Consider the following 24961-nt stretch of genomic DNA (forward strand, 5'->3'; position numbering starts at 1 on the left):
GCGGCCGAAGGGGCCGCCCCGGGCTGATCCGATTCGCCGTTATCCGACGCGCCGGATCAGGCTGACGCCGGCAGGGAGATTGCTGTCATCAATGCTGATCTGGAAGTCGGCAAAGCTGCGCAAGGGTTCTCCCTCAGGTTTGCCGGGTTTTATCCGGATGCGGTCGAACAGGCTGTGGGCGTGGGCGTTGCCGAGTTCCGACTCGTGTTTGAACACGTAGAGGCCACGGGTAGCCATCTGGCCGCGTGCGGCCGAGCGATCATGCTCGAACATGTTTTCGAGGGCGGTAAAGAAAAGCTCAAGATCGTCTTCGGAAAAGTGGGTCTGTTTGGCCAGAAACGATGAGACAAAGCCATGTGCCACATATAAGCCATAGGGCACGGTGTATTTGCGGCCCATGGTGCGGTTGTCGCCTTCCTGCTTTTCGGCTTCGGCTTCGGTGGTGACGGCCATGCGGGTGATGCTGTGTTCTAGCAAGGCAATGGGGCTGACCGAGCGGGCAAAAGTCAGTTGCACTGGACCACGCACCTGGCCGCAGTTAACGCCGGTGCTCATCACGGCGCCGAAGGTGCGCACGTCGTAGAAGTTCTGGCACATCCAGCGGCGGGCATCGTTGCTGGCGTCGCCACCGCCTTTGCGTTTTTCCTTGGGTTTCTTTTTGCCATCGCTGCCTTTGTCGCTGCTTTCTTCGGCGGTGGCGGTCAGCTGGTCGGCGTGGTTGGTTTGAATGTATGCCGTTTCGTGCAGCTTGTTGAGAATGGCCTTTTCTTTGACGTAGATATCAAACGGCGCCTGAAAGTCTTTGACCAGGCCGACAAAGTTGCGCACTTTGCGTTTGAGGCAGACATCGGTAATCAGGCCCTCGCCGGTTTCGGTATCGATGCGCGGCAGGTTGCCGGCATCCGGGTCGCCATTGGGGTTGCCGTCTTTCACGTCGAATAGCAGAACAAAATCGTAGCGGTTGGCGAGTGTCATGGTCAGTTTTCCTCCTGATTGGTGTTTTCGGTATCGCTGGGGGTGTGCTTGGTAAAGAGTTCCTGCCGCTGCTGGTAGTAGCCAAGCCAGAAACTGCCCTGATCGACGAGTGTCAGGTGGGCGGGAAAGCGGCTGCCGAGTCCGAAGACAATCTCGCTGATCAGCCGTTCGAGGTTGATGCTGCGGCCACGGTTGAGCTTGGCCAGATGGTGGGGCAACAGTCGCATCAGGGTGGGAAAGACGGAGGCCGGCGTGCTGGAGGCGGCACCGCAGAAACGATCACGGATGGTGGCGTTGATGCCGGGCTGGGCTTCTTCCTGCACTTTTTCGAGCGCGGCAAACAGTCGGCCCAGCCGGTAGCCGGGTTGCGTGTTGTCGAGGTCTAGCATGGGCTTGAACTCCTTCTCCTGGGTATTGTGGGTACGTTGGTGTCGGTTGAGCCAGGCTTTGATGGCAGCTGCTCTGGCGTAGGTGATCTTGCGTTCGGCCCGGCAGCGCAATACCGCTAGCTGGATCATCTGCATCGGGTAGACGCCACCGGTGAGGATGGCGCGCAGAACATCGCCACCCAGTCGTGGCGGAATATTGTCGGCCTTGCCCTGCACCACCAGAGAGACCAACAGCCGGAACAACGGCAGGTGGTCGGGCTCGTGGCTGCCGTGGGTGAGTGCGAGGTCGTCAAAGTGCTGGACGATGCGTTGCGCCAGTTCGGCCAGCGGCAGGCACTGGTAGTCGCGGATGGCGATGCGGGCGGCGTTGGGCGCCAGCGCCAGCACATGAAACCGGGTCTGGCCGAGGTCGCCTTGATAGCTGCCCTTGTGGATTGCGGCGTATAGCTCGGCAACCCGGCTTACGTTCCGGTCGGGGTCGTCCACCACGGCCCGGAAAGCATGGGTCATGATGGGGTCGTCGTTGTCGGCCCAGAAAACTGTCGAGGCATCGGCCACTTGCACCCGGTTCGGCGAACCGCTTGCCAGCATGGCATTGAGTGCGGTGGTGTAGGTCTGGGCGGCAATGTTACCCACCGGGGCGTTATCACCTTGGCCTTTGCCGTAAGAATCAAAGGCCGATAGATTGAAACTGACGATCTTGGCTCCCGAGGTCTGAGCTTCCCAAACGCCTTTGATGGGCGGATGCAGCCGAGCGATAGTGTCGGGCACGCCGCGCACCAGGCATAGGCGCTGTTCTGCGTCGTCGCTATCACTGGCCCCGGCCAGCGATTGCAGAATGGCGGGGCGCTGGCAGATAAGGCCGTGGTATTCATCGTCGTTGAGCTCGAAGGTGAGGTTGGGCTTGACCTTGGCCTCAATAATCTCCAGCCACAATGCTTGGGCTTGCAGTTTGGCGAGTTCTCGGTCTGGCAGGTGATCGAGAAAGGTCAGAACCGCCCTAAGTCCCGCATCGCTGGCAGCTGGCTCTTCCAGCGCCTGTAGACGGTTTCGGAATGCTTGGTGTTGTGCAGCCGCTCTTTCGGGATTGCCTTGGATATCAACGCCGAGAACGTATTCGGCAGATTGCCAGAGTAGATTTGCCTCAATACCTGAGGTTTTATCTTTTCCTCGCGGCACCAGAAACACGCCCGGCTCATGCTTCTTGCCCCGCAGCTCCCCCGTCTTGCGCAGTTGTACCAGCTGGCCGCTGCGGTCTATCACGATCAGATAACCGATTGCCTGATCAACCAGCCCGATGGGGGCCAGGCGGCGGGTCGGGTCGGGATGGGCGGCGCGGCGGCGATAGTAGTCATCAAGCGCTTGCAGAATCATGCGAGCGTCTCCTTGAAGTCCGGCACGTCAACGCGGCCATCGCGCAGGCTGGCGGCAAAGAAGTGCGGCTGCGGGTTGGCCGGATCGGTGAAATCGAGGTCGTACAGCATATAGCCCAAATCGCGCGGGCGACCGAAGCCCAATTGGGCGCGGTCGGTGTCGGTAAGTTGGCTGTAATCGACTTCGGTAACCGGATCGACGAGGCGGAAGCAGGCGCTGAACTCGCGGCAGCCAAGATAAGGTTGGTTGATGCACTGGCCCCGCCCCGCCCGGCGCAGAAACATCTCATGGTATTTGGCCGGCGGGTCGCCGCCGGGCTTTACCAGCAATTCGGCATGCAGCCGATAAGCGACATCGCGCAGAAATAAGCCGGCCCGTTGCTGCCGTTCATCTTCGATAAACAAGCCCAGATCTCCCCGGCCCTGCTTCATCGCGCTCCCCACGCTGCCGACCGGAATGGTCTTGCCGACCTCGTTGCGCCGCAGGTTGAGCCAGCGGATCGGTTTGAGTACGTCGATGTGGTGAATGCGCCAGTCGATCTGCGGCTTCCACAAAATGGACTGGAAGATATTACGGGCGGCTGACGGGGTGATGACTTCGTAGCTGACCCGCTCGACTTTCATTTCGGGGCGGGTGAAGCAGGCAAAGTTACCGCCTACTTCAAGACAGAAGCGACTCATGGTTTCTTCTCCTGCGGTGGGTGTCTATGTCTAGTTTTGGGGGGAGGGTTGATGCGAGCTGTTGCGGGAAGCCTCAGCATTGACATGCTGATTGCAAGAGACAAGTGCAGGTGACAATAGAAGCAGCGCCAGCCCGCATAGCTTGCCGGCAGAGCCACGGCCTGTTTTTAACTTGAGCTGCTTCCTCTGTTTTGTGATGTCGATTTTCAGATTCATGAGAGTCCACCTCCTTAATGTTGTGGATCGCATCATGAACCTGAAGTTGTTTTGCTGTCAATGCAGATATAGAGAATTTACATCTAGTTCACATGAAGAATTAAATTTGATTCGCCTGATTGTATGAAGTGTGCCGATACGGGATTTCGTCGGCAGACGTTAACGTCGCATTGACAGGTATACTAGGCGGCTGCCGCATCTTTGCATGGGGCGTGAATTGAAACATGTGAGCTAGTTGCAAAATTCTTCCATAGTTGAAAAAAGGGCGGCCTTGGCCGCCCTTTTTACTATGCCAAACGCGCCTTGCCTGCGCATGAGTCAAAAGCAGTACCCCTTCGCCGAAAAAATCAGCTGGTCGGACGTCTGCAGGCCCAGGTATGGGTGGTAACGCTGCGCATTCATCAGCCGGTAGCTGCCAGGCATCACCGGTTCCAGTTCTCCTGATGTGTGTAGGTGTTTCGCATCTGAAACGGAAATCGTCACCACATAGCGCTGTAAATCTCTTAGCAGCAAGCGGTCGGGTTTACCGCGATCAAGCTGCTCCAGCTTTTTGAGAACGGCAGGGTCGTCTGCCGGATAGGGCACGTAGACCAGAGCGTCCTCCCGCTCTTCGATCAGATGAAAATTGTTGGCAGCCGTCCTGAATGAGACGGCAAGGGGGTCATGGTCATCGAGAACGCCTTTCGTCAGGGCCTGCACGATGCCCGGCCGGTCGTGTCCTTCGGCATCGGTATAGAACCTGGCGAAGTACTTAGCCATCAGCGCCCGGTCGGCCAGCAGGTCTTGCGGGTTCGGGTAGTCATGCAACAGCTTGCGGGTGGTTGCGGCGGCATTCTGCATCTGACTGGTGTTGGGTTCGCCGTTGGGGGAGACGAACAGCCGCAGGCGGCCCAGCCCGGCCAGCTCGCCTTCACGGTTGCAACGGCCTGCCGCTTGGGCGATCGAATCCAATCCCAGTAATGCGCGCCAGACCACAGGAAAACTGATGTCCACCCCGGCTTCAACCAAGCTGGTGCTGACGACACGCAGCGGCTCTTGGTCGGTGCCTGCACGCTTAGCGGCCAGCCGCTGCCGTATCTGTTGCAGCAGCGTGGCGCGGTGGGCGCCGCAGAGTTGGGTGGTCAGATAGAGGGTGCCTTCGGGCAGCTTGTTCCAGAGTTCGAGCGCATCATTCTTGGTGTTGACGATAACCAGTACGCAGTCTTCCTGGCTGATTTCGTTGACCAGGGCCTCCCAGCTGCTGCGGGTGTTGAGATCGGGTGGTAACTCGACTTGCACCCGCCTTAGCTGGTTGAACAGGTGGTCGGGGTCGGCAATGATGTCGCGCACTTCTCTTGGGGCGAAACCTCGCAGATTGCGGCGGGTATCGAGTAGTTGCCGGCTGGTCAGCACTGGTTGGGTGGCGGTGCAGAACACGACGCTTACGCCGTAGTAGGCAATCAGCAGCCGTAGCACATCCAGAATGGGTTGCAGCAGACCCACCGGCAACTGCTGTGCCTCGTCCAGAATTATTACGCTATGGGCCAGGTTGTGCAGCTTGCGGCAGCTGGAGGTCCGGGCGGCAAACAGGCTTTCGAACAGCTGCACATTGGTGGTGACGATCAGCGGTGCATCCCAGTTTTCACAGGCCAGCCGGCTGGCGAGGCTGTTGCCATCCTGTTGCGACTGGCTGTGGTGTTCGATGACCGGATTGGGCTGTACCTCTTTGAATACTTCCCGGAAAACATCGGCTGTCTGCTCAATGATGCTGGTGTACGGAATGGCGTAGATTACCCGCCGTTTGGTGTGAAGCACGGCATGCTCCAAGGCGAAGGCCAGGCTGGAGAGTGTCTTGCCACCACCTGTCGGAACGGTCAGCGAGAAGGCACCCGGTGCTTGCTGCGCCGCAGACCGGCATTCCGCCAAAATGCCGGCGCGCAGGCGATTGAGTGTCGAGTCGGGCTGCACGAGCGCTGCCGTTTTGTGGTCCATATAGAGGTTGAAGGCAGGTAATAGCTGGTCTACTTCAGGAAACCGGCTGCGCTGAGCGAAGTCCTGCGGGTTCATAAAGCGCTCGGTGTCGAGAAAGTCGGCATCGACCAGTGCAGAGAACAGCATGCGTACCCAAAGCGCGAAAGCGCCCTTGGGCTGTGTCGTGTCGGTTTGTTCTAACTGGGTCAGCCCGAGTATCGGGTTCAGGGCCTGCATGGGGTCAAAGCCATCATCGGTCAACACTTCGGCCGGTGGTAAGGCTGCTAGCGCCTGCTGATATTCGAGCTCGCCGTTTTTGTCATTCAGGCGGTTGCCAAGGCAGGGTTGAGTCGCGTTGTGCCAGTCGTAGAGACCTGCGTGATGGCTGGCAATGAGGTAAGCGAGCACTCGTGCAGCAATTCGGCCATTCTCGCCAGACCGCTTTTCAAACTGCCGGATCGCATACAGGGCACCTGCCGTTGAGTGGCTGATGGAGTGCAGTCCCCCCTCAACTTCAATGTGGGCATCAGGGTCGTAGCCGCTGCGCAATTTGAGCTTGGCCTGAAACGGCGGCCGATACTTGCCCAAGTCATGCCAGCGACCAGCCAGACGGGCCCAATCTGCGCCACCGAACGGCGCCGCATTGTCGGCAGCGAGCTTCGCGACTTCATGCAGATGTTGGTCGAGTGGGTGCAGGGCCCAGCCTGTTTCGGTCTCGGGGGCTGGGCGGACGTGGGCCAGTGGCATGTCTGTGGGGGATGACAAGATTTCCTCCTTATTGGGGGCTGCAAAGCGGCCTGTATGTGATCTTGCTACAAGGTATGCATGGACTCTGGTGTTGGGGGCTGTATATTTGACCCGGACAACAGATGTTTTAACGGTAGGTGCGGCTTTAGCCGCGAAAACTGCGTGATTCGCAGCTAGGCTCTGTTGACGTTTTGTTTCCGGTCGCGCCGGGCCGAGTTTTGGGGCAGGGCGAGTGAGGTTTAGCGAGCTAAATTAAATGAACCCTAACGACGCCCTGCCCCAAAAATCGACCCGGCCCGGAGGGTTTTGCCGGGTTTGGGCCTGCTGCCGCGTTAAAAATCGCGTGGCTTATCACTAAGCGGCGCGCTTTTTGCCTTGCATCAGGCCCAAATCCGACGAAACGCGATCCGGAAATAAAACGTCAACAGAGCCTAAAGCTGCACCTACAAAATTCAAACTTCAAAAGCCCGGATCAATAGTTTCTGATTCGGCAAGCCCTTGGTGGATGCATATTTAAAGCTCAGACCAGCTTTTGCGTCTAAAACAAAACGTGTTGCCGGCGGTTTGGCGTATTGGGGCGATGAATAGATTTAGAAACCAAGCGCTTGCTTGACTTGGGGGTGTGGTCAATGCAGGCTCGGCGACTTCAATAAGAATGTCGAGGAGACTCTTTCATGGTCTGGCAGACCCACAAGGTAATCAATCAGTCTGGCCCGCTTGCGGACTACAACCTGTTCAGTACCGATGTTGCCCTGAATGAGGCCGTGCGGCGGGAGGGGGCTGGGTGGGCGGTCGAGTCGCTGCTGGCGATGGGGGCCGAGTTGGGGAGTGCAGATAGCTTCGAGCATGGCCGCCTGGCTAACCAATATCCGCCCGTGCTGCGCAGTTTTGATATGAAGGGCAACCGGCGCGATCAGGTGGAGTTTCATCCTTCCTGGCATGCGCTGATGCGTGGCATCGTCAGCCGGGGGTTTCATACGGGGCCGTGGGCTGATCCGCGCCCCGGTGCGCATGTGGCGCGGGCGGCAGGCTATCTGCTGCAAGCTCAGGTGGAGGCCGGTTCTCTCTGTCCGACCACGATGACTTATGGTGCGATCCCCGCTTTGCGACGCCAGCAGGAGCTTGCGTCCCACTGGCTGCCGACTTTGTTCTCGCGTGAGTACGATGAGCGCGATCTGCCTTTCGCGCAGAAGCGGGGCGGCTTGATCGGTATGGGCATGACCGAGAAGCAGGGCGGTTCCGACGTCCGGGCCAATACCACGACGGCACAGACCGATGGCCATGGCGGCTATGTGCTGACTGGGCACAAGTGGTTCTTCTCTGCTCCGCAAATCGACGCCCATCTGGTGCTGGCGCAGGCGCCGGATGGTTTGTCCTGCTTTCTGGTCCCTCGCTGGCGGCCTGATGGCAGCAAGAATCCGGTTGAGATCCAGCGTCTGAAAGACAAGCTGGGCAATTGCTCGAATGCGTCGAGCGAAGTCGAGTTCCGTGGTGCCTGGGGGCAATTGCTGGGCGAGGAAGGCCGTGGCGTGCCGGTGATTCTGGAGATGGGCACTTATACCCGGCTCGATTGCGTGTTGGGGACCACCGGCATGATGCGCCAGGCGCTGAGTCAGGCGATTCATCATTGCCGCCATCGCAGCGCATTTGGCGCCAAGCTGGCTGATCAGCCGCTGATGCGGAATGTGCTGGCCGATCTGGCGCTGGAGGTTGAAGCCGCAGTGGCCTTGAGCCTGCGCATGGCGCGTGCTTTCGATGTGCAGGATGACGAGAGTGAAACGTTGCTGCGTCGCCTGCTGACCCCGGCCGCCAAATACTGGATCTGTAAACGCGGGCCGGAACTGGCGGCCGAAGCGATGGAGGTGATGGGGGGGAATGGTTATGTCGAAGAAGGCATACATGCCCGCATCTACCGTGAGATGCCGGTGAATTCGATCTGGGAAGGTTCGGGCAATGTGATGTGCCTGGATGTCTTGCGTGCCATTGCCAAAAGTCCCCGCACGGTGGAGGTGCTGCAAGGGGAATTGGCCCTGGCGACGGGCCGCCATGCCACTTACGACCAGTATCTGACGCAGCTGCAACGGCAATTCAGCCAGCCCGAGCGGGAGACCCAGGCCAGACGGCTGACCCAGTCACTGACTCTGGCGATACAGGCCAGCCTGCTGCTGCAGCATGCGCCCGAGGCGGTGGCTGATGCGTTCTGCCGTTCTCGCCTGGCAGGGGATTGGGGGGACAGCTTCGGCACGCTGCCGGCGAATACGGATTTTGCCTTGCTGATCGGCCGCGCCCTGACCGAATAGCCTCACGACTCGCGAAGTGGTCCGCAAGGACGAGACTGGGCAAATGGCATGCCCTTTTCCGGCCAACAATTCACATCCACTGGCATGCATCCGGCGCTGACATTGCGTGGGATTGAACTATCCTGAATGGGGAGCGACTTCGCTTGTCGCTTTCCGTTTCGCTGGCCTAGCGCGCTTGAGTCAGAGTCTGGCAGCGCATGTAAAACGCCGAACTCGGCGTTTCAGGCCGATGCAGGATGCAGGCACGGCGCTTGCGCAAACGAATTGTTGATATCTACAGAATCTGTTCAGCATCTGTATCGCGCAACCGAGAACGGCTTGAATTGGCCGGTGGCGGGGGCCACCGCGCCTGGCAAGCCGCTCTGGTGAGCGAACAGATTCCCGGACTGACCGACTACCCGGATCTGCCATGCCCAAGTTCGCTTCTTTCCGATTATTGTCTGCTTTGTGGATGCTGCTGGCAGGTGGCCTACTTGCTGCACCCGCATCGGCTGCACCGGCAGTCATTACCGGGGTAACCGGCACTGCCACCCCGACCACTGCCAAAGTGGGAGATGTTGTCACCATTACCGTCACCTTCAGCCCGGCGGTAACCATTACGCTCGGCGGCGGAACGGTAACGCTGGACCTGAACGCCGGGGCATCTACCGTCGCCAACTGTGCAGCGGTAAGCAATGCGACCGCAGTGACCTGCACCTATACCGTGGCAGCCGGCGACACCACCGCTGGCGCCAAACTCGACTACGACGCCACGACCTCTCTGGTGGCGACAGGCGGTGCAACCGTCTTGACCCCTTCTGATAGCAATTCAGCGGCGAATCTCACCTTACCCGCACCGGGCACCGCGGCATCGCTTTTCAATAGCAGTCTAAAGGTCGATGGTGTGGTGCCAACGGTTTCTTCACTGACGTTTGTAGATAGCACCAAGCTCCGCGTGACTTTCAGCGAACCGATGGACCCGACCACGGCCGCCACTGCCAGCAATTACACCTTGTCCAGCACGGGGCTGGCGACGGCGCTGACTGGCGCACCCAGTGCAGCAGCCTTGAGTAGCGATGGCCTGTCGGCCACCCTGACCATTCCGGCGCAGACCGCGATTGCCAATGGCAATACGATTACCGTGACCATTGGTACTGGCGTGAAGGATGTCGCGCTCAACCCGCTGGCAGCGGCCGTACCGGCGTCGATCACAGCCGATGTCACGCCAGCAGCGTTTACCTTCAATGCGCTGACGAACGTCATCGCCAAGAAAACCTATGAGTCGGAGCCGGTGACGGTCTCCGGCATCAATGTGCCGGCGCCGGTTGCCATCGTGGCTGGGTCTGATACCAGCCTGATGTGCGCGATTGCTCCGGCGGCGACCGGGACATTCGGCGCCTTTGCCAGCTGCACCGCGACGCCGCCGCTGACCCTCAATAGTGGTGACAAGATCAAACTGCAGCTGATGAGTTCAGCCTCGGCCAATACCACCTTGACAGGCGGTGTCAGCATTGGTGGCCTGGCGGCCACGGCAGATTTTCGTGTCTCGACCGCTTCTGCCGTCGGGATACCCGCCGGCGTAACCGTGACGGCGCTCACGGCGGTGACCAATGCCTTTACCACGCCTGATCCGGCCATTTACATCAGTGCCAATGGCGTAGCGGTCATCCCGAAGACCATCACAGCCCAGCAGACCATCGCACCGACCATCGCGGGAGGTACGGCGATCCTGCTGCAGAACACGGGCACCTACCAGCTCAGCCTTCTGGGGCAGATCCAGACGATCAAGCCGGTGGAAGGGGATGTGATCGTGATGTCCCGCTCATACAGCATTGACGGTGTTGCCGGGATTCCCGTGCTCGAATTACTGGCGGGGCGAGCCACCATCAGCTACACCGGTTCGGCCAGCCCAAGCTTGGGCGGCCTGTTTTTGGGAAGCGGCACCACCACCAAGCAGATCCTGATCGGCACACAAGGTACAGCGCCGGTTGCGTTTGAATACCAGCGCACCGACATCGGCGAAGGAGTCGTTGCCCTGACCGGCGGCAAACTGACCCTGCGGCTGGCGTCTGGGGCCTCGACAGTTGCTGTCGCCGACAAGGCCACCGTGGTTTACGCCAACGAGGTCGTCTCGCTGGATGAAGCCGGCAAGATCAAGGATATGCGCGTTGGCTCGCTGGCAGGGACGGGCGCTGGGGTGGGGGACCCGCTGACCTTGCAGCTACCGGTTGGCATTACCAGTAAAGCCAAGATTCCCAATCTGAACCCGCCGCTGGAACGGGTTGATCCGAGTCGTTCGCTGATGTCGGCATTGTTTGATTTTGTCGGGTCGCGCACCACGCTCACCTCCACATCGCAAGGCGTTACCGGCCAGATACCCTTGCAGCTCGATCAGCTGCCACTGTTTATTACTCCGTATGGCGACGTAAAAATCGACACCCAGCGGCCCGATGGCATCACGCTTGGCGATGATGGCCACTACGAGGTCTGCGCCAAAGGGGTTTGCGTCAAGCTGACAACCACCGTCGCCGGCATGAGCTTCTTTGCGTCGGCCGTGCAGACGGCTTACGGTGGCAGCGTGGTCATTACCCAAGACGGCACTTTTGAAATCAACAAAGGCGGCCGTACCTTGCTGGTCAGGCCTTCGATGACGGCCCCGGTTTCAGCCTCCAGTACCATCGGCCTCACCCAGAACGAGAAGAACCAGCTGGTATTCCAGACTCTGGGTTTCGATCAGGTGCTCTACCCGCACTTTTATGACCTGAAGCAGCTGACCGTCACCTTTGCATCGTTCGACGACAAAATGACCTTGCGCGATAACCTGGATGGCACCATTACCGCCAATGTCAAAGGCACAGCTTACACACTGACCCCCGAGTACGAGGTGCTGAGCCCCATTGGCGGTATTCCCCCGGAACATCGCAATGATCCGTGGTGGACCGATGCCAATACCGGGCTGCTGTACTTCAAATACCCAACCGGCGGCGCGCAGGGCTTCTCGGTGCGCTGATTCCCCTCATGGGCACTCGCAAACAAAAACGCCCGTCAGATGACGGGCGTTTGGCTTACTGCGTTGTGGATTAGAAATCCAGGCGGTTGGTGATATAGCCGCTGTAGTGCCATTTTTCACCCATGCACTGCTCGTCGCCGATATATACCTTGAAATAATTGCCGGCTGGCGCGTGAATGCCATATGCCTTGCCCATACAACCGTTACAGACCAGCACGCCATTGCGATAGATATCCCAGATGCCCGAGATGATATCGGTAGCGCTGCTGCTGATGCTGACCAGATTGAACTCGTATGAAAGGTTAGGGTTGGCCTGTGCGGTAATGTGCATATGGCCGTAGCGTGTCTTGCTGTTCCAGGTAGAAGCCATCGAACCCTTGATTGGTGCGAAGCTGCCCTGTGTCGGGTCAACCAACGCCAATGGCTTTTCCGACCAGACACTATGCGTAGCGGCCTGTGCGCCAGCAGACAACGCCAAACCCATTGCGATGGCCATGCTGAATTTGGTAATGGCTTTCATTTATTGCTTCCTTTCTTTTGTAATAAACGTTCTAAAAAAAAGAATCTATAGCGGCTTGCACAATATATCGTCTGCCTAACGGTTATCAAGTGGCAGACCGGCAGATGGATTGTTGGAATATCCGCGTAGATGGCTATATTTTCTGAAAATAACGGAAGTTGCCGTGTGCTTGCTGTAAGAAGCGGAAACAAAATAAATCGCAAAGATGATTACCCTGTAAACCTTTACAGGTAAATCTATGTCAGTAAATATTACCAATATGGCGCAAAGGAGTTGGGCTGCGGGCTAAGGTTGCGATGCTTGAAAAGCACGATGTCGGCTGGGCGAGGAATAGGTGCTGCTTGCCGTCATGAAAAGCCCCCTGAGAAGACCAATCAAAAGCAACATACAATGAAATGTTGCGGACTCGTCCTCTCTGGAGAATGCCATGAGCCAATCATTCAATTCCGGCAGCGACCACGACATAGCCACCCTGGCAGGAGGCTGCTTCTGGTGCTTGGAAGCCGTGTTCCAGCAACTCAAGGGCGTAGACAAAGTCGTGTCAGGCTACATTGCCGGCCATGTTGCCGACCCAAGCTATCGCGAAGTCTGCAGTGGCGAAACCGGCCATGCTGAAGCCGTTCAGATCCTGTTTCGACCGGCAGAGATCAGCTTTGCTGACCTGCTCGATGTCTTCTTCGCCATCCACGACCCGACCACCCTCAACCGACAGGGCAACGACGTCGGCACCCAATATCGCTCAGGCATCTACTATCACAGCACCGAGCAAAAACGCATCGCCGAGCAGATGATTACCCGGCTGGATGCCGAACAACGCTGGACCAGCCGCATCGTCACCGAATTGGTACCGGCCAGCCACTTCTACCCGGCAGAGCCCTATCACCAGCACTACTTCGAAAACAACGCCCGCCAACCCTATTGCCAGCTGGTTGTCGAACCCAAAGTCGCCAAAGCCAAAGCTAAATTCGGTGCGAAGATGCGGCGGTAAGTGCAATACCCGAAGGACGGTGCTAACACATCCATTGATATGGGCGCTCGTTTGGGTTTTCGCCGGGCCTATACAGAAACCGTCTTAACGGTGATCAACCCAATGGATGGGATTGGATATTCTTGGAAGATATTTTGATCAATGATGGCTGACGTAATTGCTTTCAGAGTTTTCATATTCTCGCTTTTGATTTATGGGATTTTCTTGATCGTAAATCCAAGTGGAATTTCAAGTTTGCAGCAGAAGATCGGGTCACCGAATTTTTGGGTAAGGTTGTTTCACAAAAATGCTTACAGAACGAGGTTGCTTGGATTTTTTCTATGCTTTTTCTCGATAATGGCAATTTATATGCACTGTTCAGATTAGGTATTGTCGCGGAAGCGGATCTCGGGGGCTTGTTGCGCCAGACATAAGGAATTTGTACGCTAAAGTCCCAAGGCGCACCATTATTGAGCAAAAAGCGACCAAGATAATAGATAAATTAACAGGTAGGCAGTCTGAATCTTATGAGAGATTTAAAGAGCTTAATTCAAGGGGGCTGCCAGGGGGAAACAAGCATGGTTTGAACGGAGACCGTAAGGGCACTTCTGCATTTGATCTAAATGGAAGTGGGGGCGAGGTGGTGTGAGAATTGTTTATACCAAAACAAAAAACGAGGTCGTTATTCATGAAATTACTAATTACCATTAAAAATAGGGGTTTGGAATGGGAACTTGGAATTATCGAGTAGTGAGAAAAGAAGAGAAGCTGGCTATTCATGAGGTCTACTATGACGACAATGGAGAAATAAACGCTTTTACGTCACTTCCTATCGCTCCTTATGGGGAAGATATTGAGGATTTGGGATATACATTGGGTTTTATGAAAAGAGCATTGGAGTTGCCGGTTTTAGATTATGATGAGCTAATGCTGATTGAATATAGGCCGCCAGATTGATTTGCCACTTTAATTCTACAAATGCTCTGGGTCGGTGGAGATTAATTTCTCATAAGAAGCGTTTAGTTGATTAACCAAATTTAACTTGGCAGATTCAACTGGCCCGCTCTAAACTGAAGTGCAACACTTTCGCATATGTTTGAAGGTGTTGCACTTCAGTTTAGAGCGGGCCCATAAGTTGTCGTTGTGCGAAAAGATGGGACACTTGTTCCAGAAAATCCTGATGCGTTATCGGTTTCGGAGAAAAAGGTAATTCGCGACTTAAATGAAGGTGAGAAAAGATATCTCAGAAAAGCTTGTAAGGAAGTTTTTCATAATAATGCTCCAGCATTGCCAAAATTAAGAGGGAAGTATTTGGGGGTCTTGGGTACTATTACCTCGTTGATTAGCATTGTGCGAGCATGTGATGCAGACATCAATCATCAGATCCAAGAGGGAGTGTGTGAAGATGAATAGGTCTAGCGGAGGATTGATTGAGGTAAATGAACTATTGAGGCAGGCAGAAATGCTTTATGAGGAGGAGAGTTTTGAACGAGCTCTTGAAATATTTCAGCAGCTTGCGTTGTTGGGTGTTGCTGAGGCATACAAGTATATTGGCTTGATTTATAGGTATGGCGAGGGGGTTCTTTCTGAAGGTAGCCATCAATCAGAAATCTGGTTTTCTAGGTATATCGACCAGTTACATGAAAATTTGAGAAATGGAGATTTGGAGTCTGGCTATATCTTAGCATTGAGCTATCAGTATGGTGACATGGTAGAGATTGATGAAGAAATGGCTAAGAAATTGTTCATGTCTTGTGCTGAGAAGGGACACGGACCATCTCAATTTCGCTTGTCCACATTATGGAGATATGGTTGGTGTGGCTTAGAAGTGGATATTGAGAGATGTATGCATTGGCTTGATAGGGCAATTTCTTCTGAATATCCAGAGGCTCTATATCAGAAAGGCTTGGATCTAGTAAATATGGGAGGGAAAGAAGCTGAAGTGCAGGCTATGACTTTAATAAGTAATGCTGCGCAAAGAGGCTTTTGGCCCGCAGAGGATTATTTGAAAAATTGTAGTATTAGATAGTCATAACTCCCTTGTTTGGGGTTTGTAAACCGAACTGTGTAAATTCCGTTATTGCAGACACCCCAGCTACAGCTTTTGGCCGATATTGGCTGAAAGTGCTGTGGCAAGGGGCATCACCTTAAACCCCAACACAGCCGGTGCCGATTTATCCGCACCGGCTTTCTTTCATTTTATTGCCGTATTTTAGATAAAGCCTCGGCGGCAGCGCCATCCAGCTCGACCCCAAGGGCAACCAGCTTAACGACGGCAAGATAGCCGACAGCTACGACGATAGCGGCCGGCTGGTGCAATCCGTGGTCAACGGCAAAACGATCACTTTCGGCTACGACCCGCTGGGCCAGCGTGTCAGCAAGACCAGCGACGGCAAAACCACCCGCTTTGCTTACGACAGCGAAGGCCACCTGATCGGCGAATACGACGCCGACGGCAAAGCCCGGCAGGAAATCGTCTGGCTGGGTGACTTACCGGTCGCGCTGTTCACCTATGAAGCCGGCAAACTCAAAGACAGCTTCGCCATCCACACCGACCACCTCGGTACCCCGCGTGAACTGACCCGCCAAGGCAACACCGTGGTCTGGCGCTGGGAAGGCGAACCCTTCGGCAACAGCCTGCCGAATGAAGATGTTGATGGCGATGGCCAGAAAGTCAGCTTCAACCTGCGCTTCCCCGGCCAATATCACGACAGCGAAACCGGCAGGTTCTATAACTACTTCAGAGACTACAACCCAGCCACTGGCAGGTATGTGCAGAGTGATCCGATTGGGTTGGCGGGGGGGGGATGAATACGTTTGGGTATGTGGGGGGGAATCCTGCTATCTATGTGGATCCCCAAGGAACAAACCCCGTGGCAGCTGTGGCGTGGTGTGCATCCAATCCAGGTTGCGCAGCTGGTGTCTTGGGTATAACTGCTTATGTTATTGGGAAAAATAATGAGAACCACGGAGGGTCTTTACCAACCCCTGATCCTTTGGAGATGGCAAAGGGAGGTAGGCAAAATAAGGACAATGAATATTCCCGTGAAGCTAATATGATGCCGGATCCTTGCGGTTGGTTAAAGCAGCAATATAAACAGGCATCGAGCAGCGCAGAGAAAATGAAAATAAAGACTGCACAAAAAGTATTAGGGTGTCGTCAAAATTCTACGCTTGATGATAAATGTGAGAGATGAGAATGACTTGGTTTGTTGCTAGCTTGGTTATGAGTATTAGGATTAAGTCTGGTGTTCAATTTGAACTTCCTGTGTATGAGAACTTTGTTTTGATGGAGGGTGAGTCCTCGGATGTGGCACTGAAAAAAGCTATTGCAATTGGAAAAAAAGAGGAATTAATAAATGATGATTTAGAGCTTGATGGGTTGCCCGCTAGAATGTGTTTTGAAGGAATTAGAAAGTTGATCAATGTGAGCAACCCTGAGCCTCTTGATCTAGATGGAGATCAACCTGTATCTGGGACGGAGTTAACATACTCTCAATATTTAATCCAAGGAGAGGAGGCATTAAAATCTCTGGTGAATGGAGATGAGGTGGAATTAAAGTATATTGAGTGACTATTTGTTGGGTTTCACCAGATTCCATTCCACGACGCAGCTGGCCGCTCTATCGGGCCAGAGACCTTTTGCGTAGTTGTTGGGTTCCGCCTGTTTGCATGCCTAATAGTGTAAATTCCGTTATTACAGACACCCCAGCTACATGCTTTTAGCCGATATTGGCTGAAAGCGCTGTGGCAAGGGGCGTCACCTTAAACCCCAACACAGCCGGTGCCGATTTATCCGCACTGGCTTTCTTTCATTTTATTGCCGTATTTTAGATAAAGCTTCGGCGGCAGCGCCATCCAGCTCGACCCCAAGGGCAACCAGCTTAACGACGGCAAGATAGCCGACAGCTACGACGATAGCGGCCGGCTGGTGCAATCCGTGGTCAACGGCAAAACCCTCACTTACGGCTACGACCCGCAGGGCCAGCGTGTCAGCAAGACCCGCGATGGCAAAACCACCCGCTTTGCTTACGACAGCGAAGGTCACCTGATCGGCGAATACGAAGCCGACGGCAAAGCCCGGCAGGAATTCGTCTGGCTCGGTGACTTACCGGTCGCGCTGTTCACCTATGAAGCCGGCAAACTCAAAGACAGCTTCGCCATCCACACCGACCACCTGGGCACCCCACGCGAACTGACCCGCCAAGGCAACACCGTGGTCTGGCGCTGGGAAGGCGAACCCTTCGGCAACAGCCTGCCGAATGAAGACGTCGATGGTGACGGCCAGAAAATCAGCTTCAACCTGCGCTTCCCCGGCCAGTATCACGACAGCGGAGTGACCTGATGGATTTATCAAGATGGTATGGTCTGGGTACAAGGTTTCGCGGTTGGAAATTCGGGAGCTCAATCATCCCGCGTCAATACTTCCAGTAGTTCGATTTCGAAAATCAGGTTGGAGTTCGGTTGGATGTGGGCGCCGATCTGGCGTTCGCCATAGGCGAGGTGGGCAGGGACGTGCAGTTTGCGTTTGCCGCCGACTTTCATGCCCATCAGGCCGATGTCCCAGCCTTTAATGACGCGTCCAGTGCCGATAACGCATTGAAAGGGTTTGCCGCGATCATAAGACGAGTCGAACTGGGTGCCATCTTCGAGAAAGCCCCGGTATTGCGTGGTGATCAAGGCACCTTTTACTGCGGTCTTGCCGTCGCCAATGGCGATGTCTTCGATGATCAATTCACTAATCATAATTAACGCCTTGTTTTGTATGAATGATGCCGAACCTGTGAGCTCGGGAAATGACTGGGCGCCCATGATAGCGGCAGGCGCCAGCGCTCGCATCTTGGTAATGGCTGCAGAGGAGGCTGGAGGGGCTTGGGCGCGGTTGATGTTTTGCTTCCGGATCGCGCCGGGCCGGGTTTTGGGGCAGGGCGAGGCAGGGTGAGAGCGGTTTGGCGAGCTTTGATATGCAACCCTTAACGACGCGATGCCCCAAAGCGGCATGCCTTTCGTCTTGGTTCAGGCCCAAATCCGACGAAGCGTGATTCGGAAATGAACCGTCAACAGAGCTTAATTCTGATCGGCAGCGGGTAGCGGCGTAGAAGTCAGCACTGGCTCTTGCCGTTCTTGCGGGGTGAGCAGGATCGGGGTGTAGACCTCTACCGCCTGGATTTTGCCTTTTACCGTTGCTTCGCCGAGCTTTTTCAGGGGGATGCGGTCATTGATCTCGGTGGCGGTGGCGCCGGATAGCAGAATGCCGGTGCCGTATTCCTTGTTCATGCCTTCCAGCCGGGAGGCAAGGTTTACTGCGTCGCCAACGGCTGTGTAGTTGACGCGACCGATGCGCGAGCCGAGGTTGCCGATCAGGGCCTGACCGGTATGTAGGCCGACGCGCATTTTGATCTCTGGCAGCCCTTCTGCAGCGAAGGCGGCGCGTAGGCGCTCCATTTCCGCCTGCATTTCAATGGCGGCCTGCGTGGCATGCAGTGCGTGCTCGGGGTCGGTCAGCGGGGCACCCCAGAACGCCATGATGGCATCGCCGATGAATTTATCGACAGTACCGCCATAGCGGATGACGATTTCGTGCATGGCGGTGAAGTGGCGGTTGAGTACTTCGGCGACCGTTTCTGGCGCTGCCGATTCTGACATGCTGGTAAAGCCTTCCAGATCGGTAAACATCAGGGTGACTTCGCGTCGCTCGCCGCCAAGAACCAGCTTTTCTGGGTGGATGGCGAGTTCGTTGGCGACGGCCTCGGGCACATAGCGCGAGAAGGTGCGACGGATTTCTTCACGCTGGCGGCGTTCTCCCACATAACCAACGACGGCCTGGCTGGCATAGACAATCGGCAGCGGCAGAAGGGCGTCGGCTACGGGTAGCCAGTAGGCTGCAAAGACAAACAGACAATAGCCCAGCGTCAGCAGGCCGACGGAGCTGAGAATGACCATGCCGGCGTAGGTCAAGGGGCGAAAGCGGCCTCGGCCCATAATCAGCAGCGCCAGAAATGCCACACTCAACATCAGCCCGCTTCGTGAGTCATCTGGCGCGGTCTGGATCGTCAGGCCGCGCACGGCGTTTTCGATCAGCGTCGCATGGATTTCCGGTCCGGGTGTGTGTGCGCCGTTGCCCAGGCTGCTGTACGGTGTGGCAAAGGTATCGGTCTTGGCCATTGATAGTTCGGCAGTCGATGCTGCTGTGCGGCCGATGATGACGATGGCGTCTTGTAGTTCGGGGATGGCTGCGGGCAGGTTGCGCTTCAAATCCAGCGCCTGGTAGTACGACACACGCGGAATCACGCCCGGTTCACCCAGATAACGCAGGCGGGGATTGGATGGCAAGGGGTGATAACCGGGAAAGTCTGGTACGCGTTTGGCGCCCATATCCAGAATGGCACGCCAGAAAGCGTTGTCTTCGGTCGGGGCAATCCGCACGACCCGATCAGCATCGAAATAAATATTCACCCGGCCTTCTGTGGCGCCTGCCTTGCGAAAGCGGATCAGGGGGCGTTTGAGCAGTGTGGTGTAGCCATATTGGGTTTCTTCCTTGATTTCGCCCAGTGCCAGTACCACATTGCCGGCGCGGCGGATGGCGGCTTCGAGCGCGGCGTCATCCGCCTCGGAAGATGGGGTGTCGAATGTCACGTCAAAAGCAATCACGCCAACGCCGGCGGCTTTCAGCTCGTCGATGAGCTTGGCATGCAGGCGTCGTGGCCAGGGCCAGCGCTGATTGAGTGCGGCAATCGAGCTATCGTCGATGGCGATCAGAAAAATCGGCAGCTTCGACGTTGGCGCCGGGCTGGAGACCGTCCACAGGTCGAATTCCTTCAGCGCAAACTCGCGCCACGGCGGCGTCAGCGTTATCAGCCATGCGAACAATATCGCTGCCAGCCCCGCCAGCGGTGGCCAAAGCTTCTGCCATAGCTTCTTCAGACGAGTACGCTGAGGGGAGGGGGCTGGCGGATAAGACTGCATGTGCAGGGGCGTGAGCGGATGGGATGGCAAAAGGGATAAGAGGGCAATCCAAACCGGCGCCCTCTATCACTTTAGCAGCTTGATCCTTGGAGCTGGCATTCAGATAAGCACAGAGGCGGTGGCTTTTTGTAGCGTGTTGCGCCGTGCATGCAGGATAGCCCGCCAGAAAGCTGGCCGGCGTTCCGCAGAAACGGGCAGACAGGGGCCAATGGCATGATCCAGCGCCGCCATCATGGCGGGGTTGTGCTGAGTCGAGGTGGGAAAGTTGGCAAGCAGGCCATCCATCCATGGCCGATAAAGTTCGGCAATCAGTTGGTGAAGGCCTACGGGTGCCTGGGGCGTTTGCGTATCAAGAGCTGCAGCAAAATGCAGCAGGCGGGCCTCATAGTTGGCAGGCAGAAAATCAAGTGGGATTTTGAGTAGATTGCCGCTGTGGACGCCTAGATCCAGCAGCTGCCTGATGCACCAGTGGGCGCGGCCACATTGAAGCAGCTTGCAATACTCGGCCACGGCTCGTGCCGCTGGGGTGTGTTGCAGGGCGGCGAGAAGCCAGGGTGCATGCAGTAGTTGCGGGTCGGTGATAAAGCCTTCTCGTGCCAGAAAGCGTACCAGTCGCAACAACAGGTGAGGCTGATAGACCGGTACGGCGTGCTCGGATAGAACAGGGCGCAGGAGATGTTGCTGCAAATCGGCCAGACCGTTGTATGGGTCGGTCAGGATACCGCGCTCAGGGTCCAGGCATAGTGTGTTGAGGGTGAAATCTCTTTGGGCCAGATCAATGGCTACGGCTTCGTCGAAGGTCTGGCCTGAGCAAACATCGACTTCCAGCGAGGCTATATCTATTTCGATGCCTAGCGTGGCTTTCAGCACGATGCTGGCGTCGCGCACGGGAATGCCCGCTGCCGGCAGGCGGTGCAGCAAGGTGGAGGCTGGTGCAGAGGTCAGCAGATCCAGGTCGCGCGGCGAGTGGCCCAGCAACTGGTCTCGAATCCAGCCACCGATGATCAGATAGCTGTATCCGGTTCGGCGGAATACGTTTTGTAGGGCCGCAAAGCCTGGGGGCAGTGCAGACAGCAGATTCTGCGTCGCAATCATGAAAAGTTACGGATGCCGTGATGCGCGGCGAGGCTGCTTCAGGGCAGAGCGTGTCATCACCGAATAGGCTGTGATGACGCGACCAAAGAACAATGCCAGATCAACATAATCGCCTGTCAGATCGAAATGGCGCAGGCGGATTTCCTGGCCGTAATCCGCCAGGTCGAAACACTCACGTAATGGCAGGTAGTGGCCACGCAGAATACCAACACCTTGCAGCAGACTATGCAACAACGCGCGAGCTACCCTGCCATTGCCATCGGTAAACGGATGAATGGCGAGAAGCATGGCGAAGATTCTGACTGCCAGTGTGAATTGGTGGATGGATACTTCGCGCCGCTTAGCGGTTTCTGCCGGCAGGGTGACCAGCTTCCGGCAAAGCTGATGCAGCATTTGCAGGTTGGGTTGAACCGCCGATGCGGCCAGATATTGCCAGCGCCGCCCATTCACATCGGCCACAGTGGCAATCTCGCGGCTACGAATGACCGTCTGCTGGCCGGTCATGGCGGTGCCACAGGCTTCAAGTGCCGAACAAAAGTTTGCGAAGTCATCGCCACAGCATGCCGCCCAAAGGTTTGCCTGGTGCGCATGCAGTACAGCCTGCTCAACCTGACTCGCTGCCTGGATCTGATCCAACCGAGGTCCAGGGTCAGGGGAGCCGCGTTTTATTTCCACGGCATGGGCGGATAGTTCATGCTCAAGCTGGCGTAGGCAGCCACGTTTCCGGTTATAACGGCGAGAGTGCGCCAGTTGCCATAGTGTGGACTGAAGTGGGCAGTGCGCGGTCTGTTGCAACGTTCGTATTGCTCGCTGGATTTGCCTGCGTTGTGCGACTGAAAGGCGGATCTCGACAGAGAAATCCAGTACAAGCGGGGGCGTCAGTTTCATGTGGGGTGGCTCAAGTGGGGCTGCCAGGCGCTGTTGATACGTTTTCAGTGGTCACAGAGAAAGTGTCAGCAGCACCTATTGCTCGGACAATCCAAATACCAAAGGAGCGGCCCATTTAAGGGTGCTACCGGTGGCCAAGGTGAGACAGGTGAGGGCAACCCCTGTATGTTTACCTAGCAAGCCGGTCTGAAAGCCCTCGCGCTCAAGCTCAGCTTCGGTCAACCGGATCGCCCGTTGCAGCCAGTCATTCCGTATCTTGGCAAGCTGCTCGTCACGGTTGATCCGATATAGCCACTCGGCGATCAAGGCAATGCCGGCCGCGCCGTGGCACAGGCCGCTATCACTCACACCACTGGATACTTGCGAGTTGAGGCAGCGCTGCTGGAAGAGGCTGCAACCTGCTTCCAGCAAGCAGGCGTCATCGGCGGTCAGGCCACGCAAAGTCTGGGTGATGGCAACGCCCAGGTCGCCATAGCACCAGGCAAGGCGCGAGTCCATTTCGTGACCCACCCAGCATGAATATCGGCTATGTGCCGGGTGAGGGCGTGCCTGTCGCTCCATCCAGCGCATACCGCCCTGAATGAGATCATCTACTTGAAGATGGGGCTCGCGGGACGTCAGCGCCACCAGCGCTGCAATCACCCCGGGAACGCCATGGGCGTAACCCAAATCTAGCGGTTCTGGTTGATTGGGTGGGAACGGCTCACGCTTGTAACGGCCAGGAAACATCCGCCAGTGAACACCGCCTTCGGCATCCATGACGGCGCCTTCACGCAGGCGGGCGGCAATGGCATGACGCAGCTGTGAGACCGTGGCACTGTTCTCGCGCTCGGTGGCGTAAATGGCTTGGCTGGAGAGGCCGGAGATGATGTCGAGGTGCCGGCCCGACTCTGCACGCGATGTGTAATGCAGCAAATGCTCGTCATACTCACCCATCAGCTCGGCAATCGCTTCGCGGTGCAAGCCATGTCTGCGCCCGGCGTAGTCAAGCGTCCACATGATCCCGCAGATACCACTCCATAGCCCGGTAGGAAGTGGAGTGGACTCCACTGCCTCGGTTACCACCTCAAACAGCGCCTCGATTTTCAGGTCGATAGCAGCCCTGGGCTGATGATGGGCATATTCCAGCAAAAGCAGCAGGTCGCCGCTTGTACCGCGGGCCAGGGTAATGCCCTCGGCAGCATTTGCTGGCTGCGCCAGTACTTCCGCGACGAGCCGATCGGCAAGGTCAAGGGCTTGAGTGGTCAGGGGGCCCGGCAGCGAAAAAGAGGCGGAATCCTCTTTGCGGGTCTGGATGGGAGAAGGTGCAGGCGCCAGCGTCATATCAATTTGAATCGGAAGGGAGATCGGATCAGCGCTACGGCCGCTGCGTTACGGCAGTAGCGCTTGCATACTGATGCGGCTATCGGGTACTCAGACTGGACAATCGCAAGTCACCTGGGTTTCGCAGGTGATATTGGTCGGGCAGGCATCTGAGGGCAGGGTAATGCTTGGGCAAGGCATGGTGTCCTCGCCTGGGCCGCAACCGCCAAAGGCTTCAATGCAGGTATCCGTGCAATCATCTGTAGGGCAGGGGGTGGTTTCTTTATCGGTTAGTGCCCCGCCTGCCACTAGCTGGGCTTCGTCCTCTGTCAATACACGCAGGGTTTTCTTATTCAGCTTGAGTTTGCTTGCCATGAAAAGTACTCCTGTTGATGAAAGATAAGGAGCGGCGTATCCGTTGCGACCGCAGCACTCCCGACTACAGAACGCCAACCTGAACAACTTCCAATGAACCTACGGGCTGTGCGCTCGATGCGTCTGCGGCACTCGCCGCTGCCGCAAATCAAAAACGATGCGCCCACATCGCCACGCTCTTGCCGCCTGTTGCGAATGATCGTGTGGGCCGTGTTTGGAATGGCATCACGCCTCAATTCGGCGAAATGCGATCAGCAAATCTAACGCCAACAGAGCCTAGCAACCTTCGCTTGGGCAGTAACACTCCGAAGGACTGACGCTTGGCGGGCAATCGGCGGATGGGTCGGTGCAGCCATCAGCTGTTGGCTGCGGGCACTCCATCATGGAAGGGCAACCATCATCGGCAGAAGGGCCACACCCACCCCACGAACAGTCGTCGGTCGGGCAGAGTGACGTATCGGTCCGGTCCGTCATCGCGCCGCCAGCTACCAGTTGCGTTTCCTCCTGAGTGAGTACGCGCAGGGTTTTTTTGTTGAGTTTGAGCTTCTCGGTCATGATTTATCCTCGGGGTAAAAAAACGACAATTCAGCTACTTGTTGGGTGCGGCCAGATTTCAAGTCGAGATATTGATGAATTAATTTCCTGGTGGCTCTGGCGGGCAATCTGTGGTTTCGACGGTTTCCGTACAGAAATGATCAGTGGGTTGATGACACTCGTCATATATTTCGGTATCACAATTTTCCGACGGGCAAAAATCCGTTTCATCGGTACGTGCGCCACCTGCTACCAGATTTAATTCGTCTTCTGTTAAAGAGCGAAGGGTTTTTTTGTTTAATTTAAGTTTTTGCACTGGGTGATCCCTTTTCTAAAATCTGATGCCGATCCAAGTTTCTGCATGGCATCCGGCGTGACTGCCAGACGCCAGGCATCAACAGCTGAGATAACTTATTCGCGTTCTACCGGTGCAATGATGGCCTCGGTACAGAAATGCGCGGTGGGGCCGCAGGAGTCGTCGTCACTGACACAGGGAGAAACCCGCAACGAACCTTCGCCTGGCCTGCCTGCGCCGCCAACCATATCCAGCACTTCATCATTCAGTACCGACAGCGTTTTCTTGTTAAGTTGTAATTTGCTTTTCATTTGAAAATTCCTTTTAATTTGTCGTAAATAAAACAAATGCCTAATCTGGCATTTTCGACGAAAACAAGTGATTATCCACCCGGATTTC

At 56.2% G+C, this 24961-nt stretch carries 23 protein-coding genes; 9 read left to right on the plus strand and 14 right to left on the minus strand.

Going from position 1 to position 24961, the window contains the following annotated elements:
* Positions 1-39 precede the first annotated feature (39 nt).
* The 5 genes from cas7c to PZA18_RS14695 form a co-directional block, all read right to left on the minus strand.
* Entirely contained in the window at positions 40-975 is a 936-nt protein-coding gene (gene cas7c / locus PZA18_RS14675) for a type I-C CRISPR-associated protein Cas7/Csd2 (RefSeq protein WP_284101611.1), read from the minus strand.
* A gap of 2 nt (positions 976-977) precedes the next feature.
* Complete coding sequence (cas8c, locus tag PZA18_RS14680) at positions 978-2738, minus strand: type I-C CRISPR-associated protein Cas8c/Csd1 (protein WP_284101612.1); 1761 nt, start codon at positions 2736-2738, stop codon at positions 978-980.
* Entirely contained in the window at positions 2735-3418 is a 684-nt protein-coding gene (gene cas5c, locus PZA18_RS14685; protein ID WP_284101613.1) for a type I-C CRISPR-associated protein Cas5c, read from the minus strand. Before cas5c ends, cas8c begins: the two co-directional genes overlap by 4 nt.
* Positions 3419-3448: 30 nt before the next feature.
* Entirely contained in the window at positions 3449-3634 is a 186-nt protein-coding gene (locus tag PZA18_RS14690; protein WP_284101614.1) for a hypothetical protein, read from the minus strand.
* A gap of 318 nt (positions 3635-3952) precedes the next feature.
* A complete protein-coding gene (locus tag PZA18_RS14695) occupies positions 3953-6349 on the minus strand; it encodes a CRISPR-associated endonuclease Cas3'' (protein ID WP_284101615.1) in 2397 nt (798 codons plus the stop codon).
* Between the two features lie 656 nt (positions 6350-7005).
* Here PZA18_RS14695 and PZA18_RS14700 point away from each other — a divergent pair.
* Together PZA18_RS14700 and PZA18_RS14705 are read left to right on the plus strand one after the other, a co-directional pair.
* Complete coding sequence (locus tag PZA18_RS14700; protein WP_284101616.1) at positions 7006-8631, plus strand: isovaleryl-CoA dehydrogenase; 1626 nt, start codon at positions 7006-7008, stop codon at positions 8629-8631.
* A gap of 409 nt (positions 8632-9040) precedes the next feature.
* Positions 9041-11620: an Ig-like domain-containing protein gene (locus PZA18_RS14705; RefSeq protein WP_284101617.1), complete on the plus strand. Its 2580-nt coding sequence runs from the start codon at positions 9041-9043 to the stop codon at positions 11618-11620.
* Between the two features lie 70 nt (positions 11621-11690).
* Here the strand turns inward: PZA18_RS14705 and PZA18_RS14710 are convergent, their stop codons facing one another.
* Entirely contained in the window at positions 11691-12140 is a 450-nt protein-coding gene (locus PZA18_RS14710) for a hypothetical protein (protein ID WP_284101618.1), read from the minus strand.
* A gap of 427 nt (positions 12141-12567) precedes the next feature.
* Here PZA18_RS14710 and msrA point away from each other — a divergent pair, with 427 nt between their 5' ends.
* From msrA to PZA18_RS14745, 7 genes are all read left to right on the plus strand, one after another.
* On the plus strand, positions 12568-13128 hold the full coding sequence (msrA, locus tag PZA18_RS14715) for a peptide-methionine (S)-S-oxide reductase MsrA (protein ID WP_284101619.1): 561 nt from the start codon (positions 12568-12570) through the stop codon (positions 13126-13128).
* Between the two features lie 705 nt (positions 13129-13833).
* Positions 13834-14064 carry a hypothetical protein gene (locus tag PZA18_RS14720; RefSeq protein ID WP_284101620.1) on the plus strand — a complete coding sequence of 77 codons (231 nt, stop codon included), beginning with the start codon at positions 13834-13836 and terminating at the stop codon, positions 14062-14064.
* A 448-nt stretch (positions 14065-14512) separates the two neighbouring features.
* On the plus strand, positions 14513-15136 hold the full coding sequence (locus tag PZA18_RS14725) for a tetratricopeptide repeat protein (protein WP_284101621.1): 624 nt from the start codon (positions 14513-14515) through the stop codon (positions 15134-15136).
* Between the two features lie 293 nt (positions 15137-15429).
* Positions 15430-15918, plus strand: coding sequence for an RHS repeat domain-containing protein (locus tag PZA18_RS14730; protein WP_407951188.1), 489 nt, complete (start codon positions 15430-15432; stop codon positions 15916-15918).
* Positions 15915-16304 carry a hypothetical protein gene (locus PZA18_RS14735; RefSeq protein WP_284101622.1) on the plus strand — a complete coding sequence of 130 codons (390 nt, stop codon included), beginning with the start codon at positions 15915-15917 and terminating at the stop codon, positions 16302-16304. Before PZA18_RS14730 ends, PZA18_RS14735 begins: the two co-directional genes overlap by 4 nt.
* Positions 16305-16306: 2 nt before the next feature.
* Entirely contained in the window at positions 16307-16681 is a 375-nt protein-coding gene (locus PZA18_RS14740) for a DUF4288 domain-containing protein (protein WP_284101623.1), read from the plus strand.
* Between the two features lie 366 nt (positions 16682-17047).
* Positions 17048-17452: an RHS repeat domain-containing protein gene (locus PZA18_RS14745; protein WP_407951189.1), complete on the plus strand. Its 405-nt coding sequence runs from the start codon at positions 17048-17050 to the stop codon at positions 17450-17452.
* 59 nt (positions 17453-17511) lie between these two features.
* Here the strand turns inward: PZA18_RS14745 and PZA18_RS14750 are convergent, their stop codons facing one another.
* The 8 genes from PZA18_RS14750 to PZA18_RS14785 form a co-directional block, all read right to left on the minus strand.
* On the minus strand, positions 17512-17853 hold the full coding sequence (locus tag PZA18_RS14750) for an FKBP-type peptidyl-prolyl cis-trans isomerase (protein ID WP_284101624.1): 342 nt from the start codon (positions 17851-17853) through the stop codon (positions 17512-17514).
* Positions 17854-18174: 321 nt separating this feature from the next.
* Complete coding sequence (locus tag PZA18_RS14755) at positions 18175-20073, minus strand: adenylate/guanylate cyclase domain-containing protein (RefSeq protein ID WP_284101625.1); 1899 nt, start codon at positions 20071-20073, stop codon at positions 18175-18177.
* A gap of 99 nt (positions 20074-20172) precedes the next feature.
* Positions 20173-21168 (minus strand): tRNA nucleotidyltransferase/poly(A) polymerase family protein, encoded by a 996-nt coding sequence (locus PZA18_RS14760; protein WP_284101626.1) that lies wholly within the window; start codon positions 21166-21168, stop codon positions 20173-20175.
* A 6-nt stretch (positions 21169-21174) separates the two neighbouring features.
* Positions 21175-22056 carry a Fic family protein gene (locus tag PZA18_RS14765; protein ID WP_284101627.1) on the minus strand — a complete coding sequence of 294 codons (882 nt, stop codon included), beginning with the start codon at positions 22054-22056 and terminating at the stop codon, positions 21175-21177.
* Between the two features lie 75 nt (positions 22057-22131).
* Positions 22132-23379 carry a lanthionine synthetase LanC family protein gene (locus PZA18_RS14770; RefSeq protein ID WP_284101628.1) on the minus strand — a complete coding sequence of 416 codons (1248 nt, stop codon included), beginning with the start codon at positions 23377-23379 and terminating at the stop codon, positions 22132-22134.
* Between the two features lie 90 nt (positions 23380-23469).
* Positions 23470-23733: a hypothetical protein gene (locus PZA18_RS14775; protein ID WP_284101629.1), complete on the minus strand. Its 264-nt coding sequence runs from the start codon at positions 23731-23733 to the stop codon at positions 23470-23472.
* Between the two features lie 634 nt (positions 23734-24367).
* A complete protein-coding gene (locus PZA18_RS14780; protein ID WP_284101630.1) occupies positions 24368-24583 on the minus strand; it encodes a class I lanthipeptide in 216 nt (71 codons plus the stop codon).
* A gap of 95 nt (positions 24584-24678) precedes the next feature.
* Positions 24679-24873, minus strand: coding sequence for a class I lanthipeptide (locus PZA18_RS14785; protein WP_284101631.1), 195 nt, complete (start codon positions 24871-24873; stop codon positions 24679-24681).
* Between the last annotated feature and the right edge of the window lie 88 nt (positions 24874-24961).

This window comes from Parachitinimonas caeni (assembly GCF_030129945.1).
Lineage (GTDB): Bacteria > Pseudomonadota > Gammaproteobacteria > Burkholderiales > Chitinimonadaceae > Parachitinimonas > Parachitinimonas caeni.

Coding starts and splice junctions, on each gene's coding strand:
- cas7c (WP_284101611.1), bottom strand. CDS start 975: ATGACACTCGCCAACCGCTACGATTTTGTTCTGCTATTCGACGTGAAA.
- cas8c (WP_284101612.1), bottom strand. CDS start 2,738: ATGATTCTGCAAGCGCTTGATGACTACTATCGCCGCCGCGCCGCCCAT.
- cas5c (WP_284101613.1), bottom strand. CDS start 3,418: ATGAGTCGCTTCTGTCTTGAAGTAGGCGGTAACTTTGCCTGCTTCACC.
- PZA18_RS14690 (WP_284101614.1), bottom strand. CDS start 3,634: ATGAATCTGAAAATCGACATCACAAAACAGAGGAAGCAGCTCAAGTTA.
- PZA18_RS14700 (WP_284101616.1), top strand. CDS start 7,006: ATGGTCTGGCAGACCCACAAGGTAATCAATCAGTCTGGCCCGCTTGCG.
- PZA18_RS14705 (WP_284101617.1), top strand. CDS start 9,041: ATGCCCAAGTTCGCTTCTTTCCGATTATTGTCTGCTTTGTGGATGCTG.
- PZA18_RS14710 (WP_284101618.1), bottom strand. CDS start 12,140: ATGAAAGCCATTACCAAATTCAGCATGGCCATCGCAATGGGTTTGGCG.
- msrA (WP_284101619.1), top strand. CDS start 12,568: ATGAGCCAATCATTCAATTCCGGCAGCGACCACGACATAGCCACCCTG.
- PZA18_RS14720 (WP_284101620.1), top strand. CDS start 13,834: ATGGGAACTTGGAATTATCGAGTAGTGAGAAAAGAAGAGAAGCTGGCT.
- PZA18_RS14725 (WP_284101621.1), top strand. CDS start 14,513: ATGAATAGGTCTAGCGGAGGATTGATTGAGGTAAATGAACTATTGAGG.
- PZA18_RS14735 (WP_284101622.1), top strand. CDS start 15,915: ATGAATACGTTTGGGTATGTGGGGGGGAATCCTGCTATCTATGTGGAT.
- PZA18_RS14740 (WP_284101623.1), top strand. CDS start 16,307: ATGACTTGGTTTGTTGCTAGCTTGGTTATGAGTATTAGGATTAAGTCT.
- PZA18_RS14750 (WP_284101624.1), bottom strand. CDS start 17,853: ATGATTAGTGAATTGATCATCGAAGACATCGCCATTGGCGACGGCAAG.
- PZA18_RS14755 (WP_284101625.1), bottom strand. CDS start 20,073: ATGCAGTCTTATCCGCCAGCCCCCTCCCCTCAGCGTACTCGTCTGAAG.
- PZA18_RS14760 (WP_284101626.1), bottom strand. CDS start 21,168: ATGATTGCGACGCAGAATCTGCTGTCTGCACTGCCCCCAGGCTTTGCG.
- PZA18_RS14765 (WP_284101627.1), bottom strand. CDS start 22,056: ATGAAACTGACGCCCCCGCTTGTACTGGATTTCTCTGTCGAGATCCGC.
- PZA18_RS14770 (WP_284101628.1), bottom strand. CDS start 23,379: ATGACGCTGGCGCCTGCACCTTCTCCCATCCAGACCCGCAAAGAGGAT.
- PZA18_RS14775 (WP_284101629.1), bottom strand. CDS start 23,733: ATGGCAAGCAAACTCAAGCTGAATAAGAAAACCCTGCGTGTATTGACA.
- PZA18_RS14785 (WP_284101631.1), bottom strand. CDS start 24,873: ATGAAAAGCAAATTACAACTTAACAAGAAAACGCTGTCGGTACTGAAT.